Source organism: Streptomyces sp. MS06 (assembly GCF_047200655.1).
GTDB lineage: Bacteria > Actinomycetota > Actinomycetes > Streptomycetales > Streptomycetaceae > Streptomyces.
The window spans coordinates 1-13,825 of record NZ_JBJZOJ010000016.1 but is presented as its reverse complement, the minus strand read 5'-3'; the positions used below and the strand labels follow the sequence as shown (position 1 = coordinate 13,825).

Genomic DNA, 13,825 nt, shown 5'->3' with positions numbered 1-13,825 from the left:
TGGGTGGTGACCGTCAGCCCTGAGCGAGGGCGGAGGACGCCGGTCGGCGCCGGAACGGCGCGGGTGACGGGGCAGCAGGCCGCGGTCACGTCCGGCCCACGGCCTCTCCTGGTCACGAGGCCCGTGCGGCGCGCCTGCCCCCCTTGCCGGTGAGAGCCTTGAGCAGCTCCGAGCGGGTCATCGACGAACGACCGGGAATGTCGGCGTCGGACGCACGCCGGTAGAGCTCGGCCTTGCTCAGTTCCGCCAGTTCCGACGACGAGGGCTTCGCGGCCTTCTCGGACGCACGTCCGGCGCGCCCTTCCCCACCGCCTTTCCTCCGGCCTGCCGTCCCGCCTGCCGTCCCTTCTTCCTTCCGTGCCGTCTCGGCCTGCTCGACGCTGGCCCGCAGCGCGTCCATGAGGTCGACGACGTTGGTGGAGCGCGGCGGCGGCTCGCCCTTCTCGACCGTCTGACCGGTGCGCTTGGCCTCCACCAGCTGGAGCACCTTCTCCTGGTACGTGTCGCGGTACTCGTCCGGCTTCCAGTCGATGCTCAGCGCCTCGACCAGTTGCACCGCCGTCTGCAGCTCCTTGTCGGCGACCTGCGTCTCCTCCGGGAGGCTCCCTATCTCCCGGTGGGGGTCGCGGACCTCGTCCGCCCAGTGCATGGTGTGCATCGCGAGGACGTCGCCCTCGGCCTTCACGGCGACCAGGTACTCGCGGTTGCGCATGACGACGGTGGCGATACCGACCTTGTTCGCCCGGGCCAGGGCGCTGTGGAGCAGGGCGTAGACCTTGGCGTACTCCTTGCCCCTGGGGGCCAGGTAGTAGGTCTTGTCGAAGAAGACCGGCTCGACCCGGTCCAGGTCGACGAACCCGGTGATCTCCAACGACTTGGACTGGCCGGGGGCGATGTCGTCGAGCTCCTCCGGCTCGACCACCACGTACTCGTCGCCCATGTCGAAACCCTTGACGATCTCCTGCGGGGGGACCTCGTCACCGGTGCGTTCGTTGACCCGCTTGTTGCGCACGCGGTCGGACGTTCCGCGTTGGAGCTGGTGGAAGCGGATCGTGTGGCTCTCCGTGGCGCTGAACAGCTGCACCGGCAGGGCGACGAGCCCGAACGAGAGTGCACCGCTCCAGACGGCTCGTGCCATGGCCTTCCCACCTCCTGTTTCCCCATGGCACCTCCCCCGGCCGCTGATCGCATCCCGGCATCCGCCGCCCGGCCGTGTCCGGGAACGCGCGGGCGGGACCCCCGAGGGGTCGGGCGGGACCCCCGAGGGGTCGGGTGGGCGCAGGCGTACGGCCCTGTACGGCGTACGCCCCGGCCGACGTCCTCGGTTCCGTCCCGCGGCCGCCGCGCACCGTCCCGCTCACTGCTCCCGCACAGCCGCCCGGCGTACCAGCGACAGCACCAGCAGCGTCACCGCGGCGGTCACCGGGAGGGCGATCGGCAGCAGCAGCCAGGCCGGCGGGCGGGCGGCCGCCCCACTGCGCAGGAGGTCGGCGTGGGCCTGCTGGTGGGCCTCCAGCGCCACGAGCAGGAGCGCGCCGGCGACGTACGCCGTGGGGCGGTGCGTCAGGCGCAGGTTCACCCACCGACCGCGCTGCCGGCCGACGGCCTCCCGCAGCAGCGCGGCGGCGGCACCCAGCACGAGGACCACGCTGAGCGGGTTGTACCGCCAGGCATCGCCCAACCGGCCCAGCAGCGCCGCGTGGATTCCGCGGGTGGCGCCGCACATCGGTGTCATCACCCCGGCGTAGTGCAGCGGGGTGTGCAGGTCCACCGGAGGAAGCCCGAACAGCGCCAGCGCGGCCCCCGCGACCAGCCCGACCGCCGCCAGCGGACCCACCCACCGGTGCCGGTCGCGGTCGTCCCATTCCACCCGCACCGGTGGCCACCGTCCGCTCCGCTCCGCCCCGGACGCCGCCGCCTCGCTCAAGGTCGCCCCCTCTTCCCGTGCCCGTCTCTTCCCGCGCCCGTCCGCCCGCTCCACGGGGCCTGCGCCCGCGCGTGCTCATTCTCCGGGGACGGCACGGGCCGCGGCACCTTGGAGGGGGCCGCCGATCCTCCGCTCCGGTGAACGCGCCGCTCCCGCCCGGGGCCCCGGCCACCCGTTCCCCGCCGCACCGGACGCCGCCGGTGCGTCGTCCCCACGCTCCCCGACACCGCCACCACGACGACCGGTTGATCGGCCGCACCATCGTGCGGGACGCCGTCCCGGCCGGCCCGTGCCTCCCGCCCGGTGCCCGATGTCCGGTGTCCGCGAGGTCCGGTCGGCACCCGTACTCTCCCCCGCGGTGATGGTTGCGGCCCCAGGGTCGGAAGCCCCTTCCCGCCTCATCGTCCGCTGTGACACGCGGGGTTGAGGGGTCGGTTTTTCCGGCAACCTTCCCGTTGCGTTAGAGTGGCGCGTGCTCGCCGGCAGTGCGCTGCCGGTCTGCTTTCGCAGCTGTCCCGGGTGGTGGTGCCGCCGTTGCCGCGGCCACCTCCCCGGGACGGCGCCGGTGCCGCCCGCTCGGGCCGGCCCGCCCACCTCGCACGCCGTGCGCGACCGGCACGGGCTGTCGCCTCCCGCGGACGGTGCCGTCCCGTCCCCGACCGAGCGCCGCCCGAACGACAAGGAAGCCGCACCATGGCCACGTTCCTGCTGCAACTCGCCGAGGGGCGCGACGCCGTGATCGAGGCGGACGTCGCCGGCCGCACCGACGCCGGAGAGGTCGTGCTGGAACGCGTCGACGATCTCGGACGCTGCGAGCGGCTGCACACCTACCGGGCCGAGGCGGTCACCGCGGTGTTCCGCCGCGCCCCCGTGGACGGAGGCGGCTACGGCTGGCTCCCGCAGCCCGCCGACGGCTCGTGGTGGTGCTACTGAGCGGTGCCGGGGAGCGGAGGAAACGGCCCCGGCGCCGGTCCGAGCCCCGCCGGCGCCCCCGGGGGCGTCCCGCCGCCCGGTGTCACCCGCCCGCGGGTGCGGCCGATCCCAGTCTGCGGCGCAGGGTGGACGCGAAGTCCTCGGCCATCTCCAGCCGCGCCCGCAGGGTCTCGCAGCGGGCGTCGACGACCTTGCGGTAGGAGTCCAGCCGCTCGCGCAGCCGCTGGAGCTCCTCCCCGGCCGGCGGATCGTCCGCGGCGCCGAGCCGATCGGTGATCTCCAGCAGGTCGCGCATCTCCTCCAGGGAGAAGTCGAGCGGCTTCATCCGCCGGATCACCATCAGCCGCTGGACGTCCGACTCGGTGTAGAGCCGGAACCCGCCCTTGCTGCGTGCCGAGGGCGTCACCAGCCCGACTTCCTCGTAGTGACGGATGGTGCGCAGTGACAGACCGGTCCGCTCGGCGACCTCGCCGATCTGCATGCGCCGCTCATTCGTCACCGCGTCGTCTCCTTCGGATGTCCGCCGGTTTTCGAAACCGTGAAGTGAACCAGTCTACGTGAGAACAATCACAGGGTCTCGGGGTCGCTTCGCCTGTGTTTCGCAAGCCGCGCAGCGCACTCTGCCCTCACGTCAGGGTAGAGTCACCAGGGTGCCCGCCGGTGCCGCCCGGTCCGCGGTGGCGGTGCACGCGCCGAAGCGCGGGGCCCTCACCGGGGCCCGGTCGCAGACGGCACCCGAAGACTTCCGGGCAATGATGCCCGATCGGCGGCCGGCGAGCCGCCGCTCTGCCCGGCACGGCCCCGCCCAGGCGGTCGGGCCGCCGGAGGGATTCCCCTCTCCACGGAGGAATCAGGTACACGCGCGTGTGCGTCCCGTCTGTTCGGACGCGGGCGCCCGAACAGAAACGGTTGCATGTCCTCACCGCTGCCCGCAGCCCCCAAGTTCCGCCTGTCCAAGCCGGACTGGCTCCAGTCCCCGAAGGTCCTGCGCACCGAGGTCCTGGCCGGCCTGGTGGTCGCGCTGGCGCTGATCCCGGAGGCCATCTCCTTCTCGATCATCGCCGGGGTCGACCCGAGCGTCGGCCTGTTCGCCTCCTTCACGATGGCCGTGGTCATCTCGGTCGTCGGCGGCCGCAAGGCGATGATCTCCGCCGCGACCGGTGCGGTCGCCCTGGTCATCGCCCCGCTCAACCGCGAGCACGGCCTGGGCTACCTGGTCGCCTGCGTCATCCTGGCCGGCGTGTTCCAGATGATCCTGGGCGCGCTGGGGGTGGCCAAGCTGATGCGGTTCGTGCCGCGCAGCGTGATGGTCGGCTTCGTCAACGCCCTCGCCATCCTGATCTTCATGGCGCAGGTCCCGGAGATGCACGACGTGCCCTGGGCGGTCTACCCCCTCATCGTCGGGGGCCTGTCGCTGATGGTGCTGTTCCCGAAGGTCACCAAGGTGATCCCGGCTCCGCTGGTCTCCATCGTGATCCTCACCGTGATCACCGTCGCGGCCGGCATCGCCGTCCCGACCGTCGGCGACAAGGGCAAGCTGCCGTCCTCGCTGCCCGTGCCGGGTCTGCCGGACGTCCCGTTCACCATGCACACGCTGACCGTGATCGCCCCGTACGCGCTCGCCATGGCGCTGGTCGGACTGATGGAGTCGATGATGACGGCCAAGCTCGTCGACGACATCACGGACAGCCACTCCGACAAGACCCGCGAGGCCGTCGGCCAGGGTGTCGCCAACATCGTCACCGGCTTCTTCGGCGGTATGGGCGGCTGCGCGATGATCGGCCAGACGATGATCAACGTGAAGGTCTCCGGCGCCCGTACCCGCCTTTCCACCTTCCTGGCGGGCTCCTTCCTGATGGTCCTGTGCGTCGTCTTCGGCCCGGTGGTCTCCGACATCCCGATGGCCGCCCTCGTCGCCGTGATGATCATGGTGTCGGTGGGCACGTTCGACTGGCACTCCATCGCGCCGAGGACGCTGAAGCGGATGCCGCTCGGCGAGGTGGTCGTGATGCTGGTGACCGTGGTGGTCGTGGTCGCCACCCACAACCTCGCCATCGGCGTCGTCGTCGGTTCCGTCACCGCGATGGTCGTCTTCGCCAAGCGCGTCGCCCACATGGCGAACGTCTCCGGAGTGGTCGACCCGGACGGCAACCAGGTCGTCTACGCGGTCACCGGCGAGCTGTTCTTCGCCTCCTCCAACGATCTCGTCTACCAGTTCGACTACCGGAACGACCCGGACGACGTGGTCATCGACCTCTCCGAGGCGCACATCTGGGACGCCTCCTCCGTCGCGGCCCTGGACGCCATCGAGACCAAGTACGCCCAGCGCGGCAAGAAGGTCACCATCGTCGGCCTGAACGAGCCCAGCGCCGAGATGCACGGCCGGCTGGCCGGCCAGTTCGCCGGCAGCCACTGACGCCCGAGGGCGCTCCGGCGGCCCCGACCGGGTGCTCCGGCGGTCACCGACGCGCGGCGGAAGCTCCGGAGCGCGACCGGGTGCTCGGCGGAAGCTCGGGCCGCCACCGGAGCCCGGTGGGCGCCCGCCTCGCGCTCCGCTCGCGCGCTGCCCGGGGGACGGCCGGCCCGGCCCGGTGAGCCGAGGGAGCTGCCCGGTCCCACCGTGCCCGGCGGAGGTTCCTCCGGAAGAGCGGGGGTGGCGAGCGCCCCGCAGGGGGCGGTGAACACCGGTGCCCGGACACGCGTAAGGGACAGGAAGCCCGACGCAGTCCTCCGGCCACCCGAGGAGTTCCTCCATGTCCCCCCGCGCGCGTCACCGCGGCCGCGGAGCCGCACCCGGACGCCGCGCGGCCGCCCCGGCACGGAACCCCGCGGACATCGTGCGCCTGGCCCGGGCCGGGCTCTTCGCCGCCGTGTGCGCGGTGACGACCGCGCTGGGGCACACCCTGATGTCAGGCCGGGTTCTGCCCTGGTGGGCGGCCGGTCTCGCGCTCGCGGCGGCCGGGACGGGCGGATGGTGGCTGACGGGGCGCGAGCGTGCGGCGGCGACGGTCGTGGGGACCACGGTCGCCGCACAGGTGCTGCTGCACCTGCTGTTCGCCTCGGCCTCCCGGTCCGCGAACCGTGCGGGTCCGCCCGCGGCTGTGCCGGGGTCCCGGGCGGACTGCTGTTCCGGAACGCCGGTGACGACGCTGTCCCCGGCGGGCGTGACGCCCTCCCCGGCGCGCACGGCGCTGCGCCACTCGTCGGCCGTCGGCGACGCCGGGGCCCCGGCGGGACTGCCCGACCTGCCGCTCACCGCCGCCGTGCCGCACGACGGCTCCGGCGGGATGCTCCTGGCGCATGTGCTGGCCGCGGTCGTGTGCGGCCTGTGGCTGTGGCGGGGGGAGGCGGCGGCCCACCGGCTCGGCCGCACCCTGGCCGCCGTACTGTTCGCCCCGCTGCGGAGGATCCTGCGCGCGCTCCTCGCCCCGCGGGGCGGAACGGGGGCTCCGCCGCGGCGGGTGACACGGCAGGACGGGAAACGCCGACGGCCGGCCGCGTCGGCACTGCGACACGTCGTCGTCCGCAGAGGCCCGCCCGGACGCCGATCCACAGCACGTTGCCCGGCCCTCGCTCCGCTCCCTGCCGCACGGTCCTGAATCCCGACCGGTCGCGGACCGGCGGTGCGAACCGGGGACAGGTGGCCTGACGGCCGACGGTCGTCCGGCTCGACCGGCCTGCCCACCCCTCGCCCCCCGGGGCCCCTCCTCCCTGCCCGACTGCCCGGCGGCTCCGCCGACGGGGAGCCGTCCACCGCGGCCGTCCGCCGCGGCCGTCCGCCGCGACGCCGCCGGCGGGAGCCGGCCCCGCCATCGATCAGGAGTTCCTCTTCATGGACCACCACACCACCGGCCCCGCGCCCTCGTCCGGTTCCGCGCCGGCCGCGCCGCCGACGCCGGCCCCGCGACGCCCGGGACCGCGCCCCCGGATCCCGCAAGCCCGCCTCGCGGCCGGCTGCACCGCCGCAGCGGCGGCCCTGCTGCTGTCCGCCTGCGGGAGCGGCTCCTCCGCCGACACCTCGCAGAAGGCGCCCCCGGCGTCCGCCGCGCCGTCGGCCTCGTCCGCCCCGAGCGCGGACGGCATGTCCGGCATGGCGATGGGCGACCCCCACGCCACCCCCGCCGACAAACTGCCCGGCGCCGAGGTGGTCAAGGGCGCGTTCAAGCTGCTGGACACCCGTCCGCCCGGCATGGACGACGTCAAGGGCACCGCCTGGCTCGCGCAGGGCGCCCGGGGCACCACCGTGACCGTGTCCCTGACCGGCCTGAAGCCCGGCGGGCACTACATGGCCCACCTGCACGCCCGGCACTGCTCCGCTGACAACGGCGGGCCGCACTTCCAGTTCACCGAGGGCGGTCCGACCCTCCCGCCCAACGAGGTGCACCTGAAGTTCGACGCGGACGCCGCCGGCAAGGCCATGACCACCGTCAACAACCCCCGCAAGACCGGCAAGGGCGCGGTCGCCCTGGTCGTCCACCCCGTGGAAGCGATGGACAACCGGATAACATGCGCGGACTTCGACTTCTGAGGGCGCCGGCCGCCCTGCTGGCCTGCCTGTGCGCGCTGCTGCTCTGCGGCGGTGCGCCCGCGTTCGCCCACACCGCGCTGAAGGACGCCACTCCGGCACCCGGCTCCACGGTCGGCACCGGAACCGGCGTCGTCGCACTGACCTTCGTCAAGCTCGAGCCCGGCACCACACCGAAGATCAGCATCACCGGAGCCGACGGCAGCCCGGTGCCCGTCGGGCAGCCCGCGATGGCCGGCGGCTCGGTCGCCTGCGCCGCCGTCAGCCCGCTGGAAGCGGGCGTCACCACCCTCACGTACACCGTCACCGCCACCGACGGCGACACCCAGACCAACGCCTTCCAGTTCCGGGTCGCCGACGGCGCACCGGTCGCGGCGGCGCCGACCGCCTGCCGAACGCTGAACCTGGCGGCGCCGGGCGCCGGAGAGGACGCGGGCGGCACGATCCTCGGGCTCGACCGCGGCGCCGCGTTCCTCGTCCTGGCGGTCGTGCTGGTGGCCGCCGGCGCCGGAGCCCTGGCATTGCGCCGGACCCGCCGACCGCGGCCGAGGGGAAGGAGGAGGACCGCCGTGTAATCCGGAGCCCACGGCGTCCGCGATGCCCGGCGCGCCCGGCCGCGGCCACAGCGGCCACAGCGGCCACAGCGGCCACAGCGGCCACAGCGGCCGCGGCGGCCGGAACGACGGCAGACGTTCGGGGCCTTCCGGAACGCACACCACACACGAGACACCCGATACGACCGATGCACCCGAGACAGTGAAAGGGGCGTGACCGGAGCGAGCCGACAGCAGTCGTCGCGGCAAGCGGCCCGGCCCGGCGCACAGCCAGGCCGGGCCCCCGCACGCCGCGGTGCGGCAGCGGACCCCCCGCGTCCGGAGCCGGGGGGCGCCTGGAATGATGGCCACCGCCATGAACGTCCCGGTACGCGCCGCCGCCGACCTGAGACTGCTGAGAGCCACGGTGTTCTCCGCGGTCTGCGTGGCGCTCTCGGCCGCCGGTCACGTGCTGGCCTCGGGCACCTGGGTCCCGTTGTGGTCGCTGGTGGCCGGCTGGGCCGCCGTACTGGGTGCGGTCGGCCCGCTGGCCGGACGGGAGCGCTCCCTGCCCGGCATCGCCCTCACTCTGCTCGCCGGCGAGCTCGGCCTCCACCTGCTCTTCTGCGCCGGCCAGCTCTCGGCGATGCCCGGACACTCCCTGCCGGCGCTGCCCGGCCACGTCGGCGGCGGGCCGAACCACGTGGTGGCGCTGGCCGAACGGCTGCTGTGCGGTGGACAGGCCGCCCACCTCACGGAATCGCAGGCGGCCCGTATCGTGCAGCAGGCGCACCTCGGCCCCGGCACGGGGGCGGTGAGCGGCCCTGGCGCGCACATGATGACGATGGCCTCGATGTTCTCGCTGCCCATGCTCGCCGCGCACCTGGCCGCCGCCGTAGTCACCGGAGTGCTGTTGCGCCGCTGCGAGATCGCACTGTGGCGGGTCGTACGCCTGCCCGCGCTGGTCGCCGACCAACTGGTCCGGCTGGCCCTGCTGGCACGCGCCACCGGCCTGCTGACCGCGGTCCGCAGGGGCAGCGTGGCGGCTCTGCTGGACCGGCTGCTGCGCGCGTTCGCCCCGTACCGCGCGCAGGACGGCCCGTCCCGCCGGGCCCGCTCCCTTGTGGTGTGGTCGGCGGTCGCCCGGCGGGGCCCGCCCGCGACGGCCGTGGCAGCCTGAGCCTCCCCGCGCCGGTCGGCCGGGGCGCGGCCGGGCTGTCCGGCACCCGTCGGCGAGACCCACCGTGCGGGGCGGATCCGTCCTGCGCGCGTCCGCCCGGCACGTACCGGCTCCGCGCCGCGCGCGGTACCGCCGCGCACGTCGATCCGGGGCCGGAGCGCGCCGGCCGCCGCGCCGGGGTCGGGACCCGCTCGTTCTGCGGGCGGCACCGTCCCGGGTGCGTGCTCCCCGGACCGGTGGTGCCGCGCCGCAGCCGTGAACCGACCGACCTGCCCCAGACCGTCCAGGAAGAGATGCCATGACGTCCCGCAACACCCGCCGTCCCGCCCGCCTCCGAAAGGGCGGCGTCCGCGTCCGCCTGACCTCCGTCGCCGTACTGCTGGCTGGCTGCACCGCGCTGGCCGGCTGCTCCTCCTCGCCCTCGGCGGCCGGGGATCCGGCCTCCCCGGCCGCGTCGCCCTCGACGTCGCCCGCGGTCGAGCAGCCCACGACGTCCCCGGCGTCCCCGGCGCCCGCGGGCTCCGTGGCCTACGACGAGCCCGTGCTGCAGGTGACCGGGGCCTACATCCGGCAGCCGGTGACCACCGAGATGGCGGCCGGCTACCTCACCATCACCAACTCCGGCCGCCTGCCCGACAAACTGACCGGCGTGACCAGCGACATCGCCGGCATGGTGACGATGCACCGCACCACCGCCGAGAACCAGATGGAGGCGGTGAAGGCGTTCCCCATACCCGCGGGCGGCTCGCTGACCCTGCGCACCGGGGGCAACCACCTGATGCTGATGAACCTCAAGAAGAAGCTCACCGCCGGTGACACGGTCACCCTGCAGCTGCGGTTCGGCGCCTCCGACACCATGACCCTGCACGTCCCGGTCAAGCCGGCGACGTACCAACCCCCGAACTGACCCGCACGCGGGTCAGGCGCGGACCTCGCCCCACGGCGCGGATCCCGCCCCACGGCGCGGATCCCGCCCGAGGGAGCGGACCCGCCCGACCCGCCTCATCCGGCACGTGTCGCGTGCCGAGTCAGCCGTGCCCGGCGGTGCCGCACCGGGAGAGAACGTCGGCCGGAGGCCGCTGGAGGGATGACATGGACGGCATGGACGGGATGAACGGCATGGGGGGCATGGACGGCATGCAGCACATGCACATGACTGGGCCGATGTGGATGCCCACGGCACCGCCGACCCTGGGGCGCCTGCTGGACTGGCACCCCCAGCCGGTTCCGGTGGAGCCGCTCGCCTGCCTGCTCGCCCTCGCCCTCTACGGCCTGGCCGTGTGGCGGCTGCGGCGGCGCGGCGACCGCTGGCCGCTCCACCGCACCCTGCTGTGGACCGCGGGCGTCCTCACCGCCGCAGCCGTCACCTGCACGGGGGTGAACGGCTACGGGATGGAGATGTTCAGCGTCCACATGGTGCAGCACATGGTGCTCTCCATGCTCTCCCCGATCCTGCTGCTGCTCGGCGCCCCGGTCACCCTCGCCCTGCGGGCCCTGCCCACCGCCGGACGCGGCCGCACCGGCCCGCGGGAACTGCTCACCCGGCTCCTGCACAGCCGCCTGGCCCGCGTGGTGTCCTCCCCGCTGTTCACCCTGCCGCTGTTCATCGCCAGCCTCTACGGGCTGTACTTCACCCCGCTGTTCGACTTCCTGATGGGGAGCTGGCTCGGCCACGAGTTCATGCTCGCCCACTTCCTGATGACCGGCCTGCTGTTCTTCTGGCCCATCCTGGGAGTGGACCCCGCGCCCCGCCGCCCGACCCACCTGATGCGGCTGCTGGAACTCTTCATCGGCATGCCGTTCCACGCGTTCTTCGGCATCGCCGTGATGATGTCCAGCACGCTGGTCGTCACGTTCTTCGGGCACCCTCCGGCCGCCTGGCAGCTCGATCCGCTCTCCGACCAGACCACCGGCGGCGGCATCGCCTGGGCCTTCAGCGAGATTCCCACCGTGCTCGTGCTGCTCGCCGTACTCGTCCAGTGGGCTGCCAGCGACCGCCGCACCGCCGCCCGCACCGACCGGCAGGCCGACCGGGACAACGACGCCGAACTCGCCGCCTACAACGCCTACCTCGCGCGGCTCGCCGCCCGCGACCGCGCCGCCTGACGGGCCTCGTCGGCGCGAACCCGGCCGTGACGACCGCCGGGGTCCTCGAACGGTTCGAACGGTTCGAACGGTGCGGCAGCCGCACCGGACCTGTGCCGCCGTTCCGCGGGGGACGTCCTCGTACCGGCCGCCGCGGCCCCGCCAGGTCGCGGACGCCGGCCCGAGCGCCTGGGAGGGACCCCTCCACGCGGCTGACCGGACCACGCCGGTCCGCCCGTCCGCCGGTCCCCGGCGTCCGCCCGGCCCGGACCGACCGTCGCCCACCCGGCGCACTCACACGCCTCCCGGTGGTTACTTCGTTCGGTACGGGCAATATGACCGTAAAGACCGCAGCGGAGGTCCGCCGCCGGGCAGGCCCCACCGGGGCTCGCGCCACGAGCACCTTCCCGGGGCTATCCGGGCCGGCCCCCGCCGGGGTCCAATGGTGGACGTCACGCCTCGCACAACCGCGCCGGCCGGAGGGGGCAGGCAATGGAACTGTGGGTGATCTGGTTGGTCATCGCCGCCGTGCTCGCCCTGGCGGAGATCTTCAGCCTCACCGCCGCACTCGGGATGCTGAGTGCGGCCGCGCTGGTCACGGCTGGAACCGCCGCGGCCGGACTGCCGCTGCCGCTCCAGCTCCTGGTGTTCACCGCCGTCGCCACGGTCACGCTGCTGTTCGTGCGTCCACTCGCGCTCCGCCACATGATCCAGCCCCCGGGAGCGCGGTTCGGCGTGGAGGCGCTGGTCGGCAAGGCCGCCTACGTCGTCGCGGAGGTGACCGGCCGGGACGGCCGGGTCCGCATCGACGGCGAGGAGTGGACGGCCCGCGCCTACGACGAGACGCTGGTGATCCCTTCGGGCACGGTCGTCGACGTCATCGAGATCAGTGGTGCCACAGCGATCGTCTACCCCCGGGACTGAAACCATGGGAAACTCGGCGTACCTGATTGCAGGCCTGATCGTCGCGCTCTTCGCGGTCTTCACCGTGGTGCGGGCGGTCCGTATCGTGCCCCAGGCGCGCGCTCGCAACGTCGAGCGGCTCGGCCGCTACCACCGGACACTGACCCCGGGCCTCAATCTCGTCATCCCCTACATCGACCGCGTCCACCCGATGATCGACCTGCGGGAACAGGTCGTCTCGTTCCAACCCCAGCCGGTGATCACCGAGGACAACCTGGTCGTCGAGATCGACACCGTCCTCTACTTCCAGGTCACCGACCCGCGAGCGGCCTTCTACGAGATCGCGAACTTCCTCCAGGCGGTGGAGCAGCTCACCGTGACCACCCTGCGCAACGTCGTCGGGTCCATGGACCTGGAGAAGACGCTGACCTCGCGGGACACCATCAACAGCCAGCTCCGCGGCGTGCTGGACGAGGCGACCGGGAAGTGGGGGCTGAGGGTCAACCGGGTGGAGATCAAGGCCATCGATCCCCCGCAGACCATCAAGGACGCCATGCAGAAGCAGATGCGGGCCGAGCGGGACAAGCGGGCCGCGATCCTCGGCGCCGAGGGGCAGCGCCAGTCGCAGATCCTCACCGCCGAAGGCGACAAGCAGGCCGCCGTCCTGCGCGCGGAGGGCAACCGCACCGCCGCCATCCTCCAGGCCGAGGGCCAGTCCCGGTCCATCGACGAGGTCTTCCAGGCCGTGCACCGCAACGACCCCGACCCCAAGCTGCTGGCCTACCAGTACCTCCAGATGCTGCCCCAGCTCGCACAGGGCCCCGGCAACACCTTCTGGGTCGTCCCCAGCGAGATGACCTCCGCGCTCGAGGGCGTTTCGCGTGCCTTCAGCGAGGTGCTGCCCCAGTCACCGGCCACCCGCGACGAGCAGCCGGACGACAGAGCAGCGCAGGCCGCCAGCGACAAGGCGCAGGCCGAGGAAGCCGCCGCCGAGGCCCTCGCCGACGCCGCCGAGGCCGACCGGGCCACCCCCGGTGCCCTCCCGCCCGACCTCTCCCGCTGACCACCGCCACGCGGCGGCCACGCCGGACACAGGACCCGACCGCGCCGACCCGCCGGCCCGCGCCTGCTGACGGCTCTGCTGCGGACGTTTTGACGGGTCCACGGGTCCACGGGGACCGAGCGACCGACGGTGGTCACATTCCCGTGGTGCTCGTGACGGAACTGCCCTCCGGTGCCGGGGGCTTCGCCATGCCGGCGGTGAGGGTGGTGCCGTCGGACGGGTCGATCAGGAGGAACGAGCCGGTGCGGCGGGAGTCGGCGTAGGAGTCGAGGGCGAGCGGTTCCGCGGTGCGCAGGGTGACGCTGCCGATGTCGTTGGAGACGAGCTCCCCGGGGTGCGCGGACTTCGAGAGCCCGTCGAGGACGAGCCGGGAGGGGATGTCCTCGACGACCGCCCGGACCGTGCGGGTGGTGTGCCTGAGCAGTACGCGCCGGCCGACGGTGAGCGGGCCGTCGGCGAGGTGGCAGACGGTGGCCTCGATGGTCCGTGTGGGCGCGGGGGCGTCGGCGCGGGAGGCGATCAGGTCGCCGCGCGAGATGTCGATGTCGTCCTCCAGCAGGACGGTCACCGACTCCGGGGCCCGGGCGGAGCCGACCGCGTGCCCCAGGCCGTCGATGGCCGCCACGGTGGTGGTGCGGCCGGAGGGCAGGACGGTGACCGGGTCGCCGACGCGGAG

At 73.7% G+C, this 13,825-nt stretch carries 14 protein-coding genes; 10 read left to right on the top strand and 4 right to left on the bottom strand.

The annotated features are described in order from the left end of the window. Window positions 1-112: 112 nt before the first annotated feature. Both ACL02U_RS10930 and ACL02U_RS10925 read right to left on the bottom strand, forming a co-directional pair. Window positions 113-1,138 (bottom strand): Ku protein, encoded by a 1,026-nt coding sequence (locus ACL02U_RS10930; RefSeq protein ID WP_412790521.1) that lies wholly within the window; start codon window positions 1,136-1,138, stop codon window positions 113-115. Between the two features lie 219 nt (window positions 1,139-1,357). Further along, the gene (locus ACL02U_RS10925) at window positions 1,358-1,927 is read right to left on the bottom strand and encodes a DUF2752 domain-containing protein (RefSeq protein ID WP_412790520.1); all 570 of its coding nucleotides are present in this window, start codon (window positions 1,925-1,927) and stop codon (window positions 1,358-1,360) included. Window positions 1,928-2,620: 693 nt separating this feature from the next. Between ACL02U_RS10925 and ACL02U_RS10920 the strand changes: the two genes are divergently transcribed. Further along, window positions 2,621-2,860, top strand: a complete 240-nt coding sequence (locus ACL02U_RS10920) for a hypothetical protein (RefSeq protein ID WP_412790519.1) — start codon at window positions 2,621-2,623, stop codon at window positions 2,858-2,860. Window positions 2,861-2,942: 82 nt separating this feature from the next. On the opposite strand, the gene ACL02U_RS10915 is transcribed toward ACL02U_RS10920, so the two are convergent. Further along, the gene (locus tag ACL02U_RS10915) at window positions 2,943-3,341 is read right to left on the bottom strand and encodes a MerR family transcriptional regulator (RefSeq protein ID WP_412790616.1); all 399 of its coding nucleotides are present in this window, start codon (window positions 3,339-3,341) and stop codon (window positions 2,943-2,945) included. 432 nt (window positions 3,342-3,773) lie between these two features. Between ACL02U_RS10915 and ACL02U_RS10910 the strand changes: the two genes are divergently transcribed. From ACL02U_RS10910 to ACL02U_RS10870, 9 genes are all read left to right on the top strand, one after another. Continuing rightward, a complete protein-coding gene (locus tag ACL02U_RS10910) occupies window positions 3,774-5,276 on the top strand; it encodes a SulP family inorganic anion transporter (protein WP_412790518.1) in 1,503 nt (500 codons plus the stop codon). 337 nt (window positions 5,277-5,613) lie between these two features. Next, a complete protein-coding gene (locus ACL02U_RS10905; protein ID WP_412790517.1) occupies window positions 5,614-6,459 on the top strand; it encodes a hypothetical protein in 846 nt (281 codons plus the stop codon). A 233-nt stretch (window positions 6,460-6,692) separates the two neighbouring features. After that, on the top strand, window positions 6,693-7,388 hold the full coding sequence (locus tag ACL02U_RS10900; protein ID WP_412790516.1) for a superoxide dismutase family protein: 696 nt from the start codon (window positions 6,693-6,695) through the stop codon (window positions 7,386-7,388). Next, a complete protein-coding gene (locus ACL02U_RS10895) occupies window positions 7,367-7,960 on the top strand; it encodes a copper resistance protein CopC (RefSeq protein ID WP_412790515.1) in 594 nt (197 codons plus the stop codon). Before ACL02U_RS10900 ends, ACL02U_RS10895 begins: the two co-directional genes overlap by 22 nt. A 334-nt stretch (window positions 7,961-8,294) precedes the next feature. Beyond that, on the top strand, window positions 8,295-9,098 hold the full coding sequence (locus ACL02U_RS10890) for a hypothetical protein (RefSeq protein WP_412790514.1): 804 nt from the start codon (window positions 8,295-8,297) through the stop codon (window positions 9,096-9,098). A 298-nt stretch (window positions 9,099-9,396) separates the two neighbouring features. Beyond that, the gene (locus tag ACL02U_RS10885) at window positions 9,397-10,005 is read left to right on the top strand and encodes a copper chaperone PCu(A)C (RefSeq protein WP_412790513.1); all 609 of its coding nucleotides are present in this window, start codon (window positions 9,397-9,399) and stop codon (window positions 10,003-10,005) included. A 230-nt stretch (window positions 10,006-10,235) separates the two neighbouring features. Next, window positions 10,236-11,204 (top strand): cytochrome c oxidase assembly protein, encoded by a 969-nt coding sequence (locus ACL02U_RS10880; RefSeq protein WP_412790615.1) that lies wholly within the window; start codon window positions 10,236-10,238, stop codon window positions 11,202-11,204. Window positions 11,205-11,675: 471 nt separating this feature from the next. Next, window positions 11,676-12,107, top strand: a complete 432-nt coding sequence (locus tag ACL02U_RS10875) for an NfeD family protein (protein ID WP_412790512.1) — start codon at window positions 11,676-11,678, stop codon at window positions 12,105-12,107. Window positions 12,108-12,111: 4 nt separating this feature from the next. After that, complete coding sequence (locus ACL02U_RS10870) at window positions 12,112-13,149, top strand: SPFH domain-containing protein (protein ID WP_412790511.1); 1,038 nt, start codon at window positions 12,112-12,114, stop codon at window positions 13,147-13,149. Between the two features lie 133 nt (window positions 13,150-13,282). On the opposite strand, the gene ACL02U_RS10865 is transcribed toward ACL02U_RS10870, so the two are convergent. Further along, window positions 13,283-13,825, bottom strand: a 543-nt coding sequence (locus ACL02U_RS10865) for an elongation factor 1-alpha C-terminal domain-related protein (RefSeq protein ID WP_412790510.1), incomplete at its 5' end; no start/stop codon positions are given.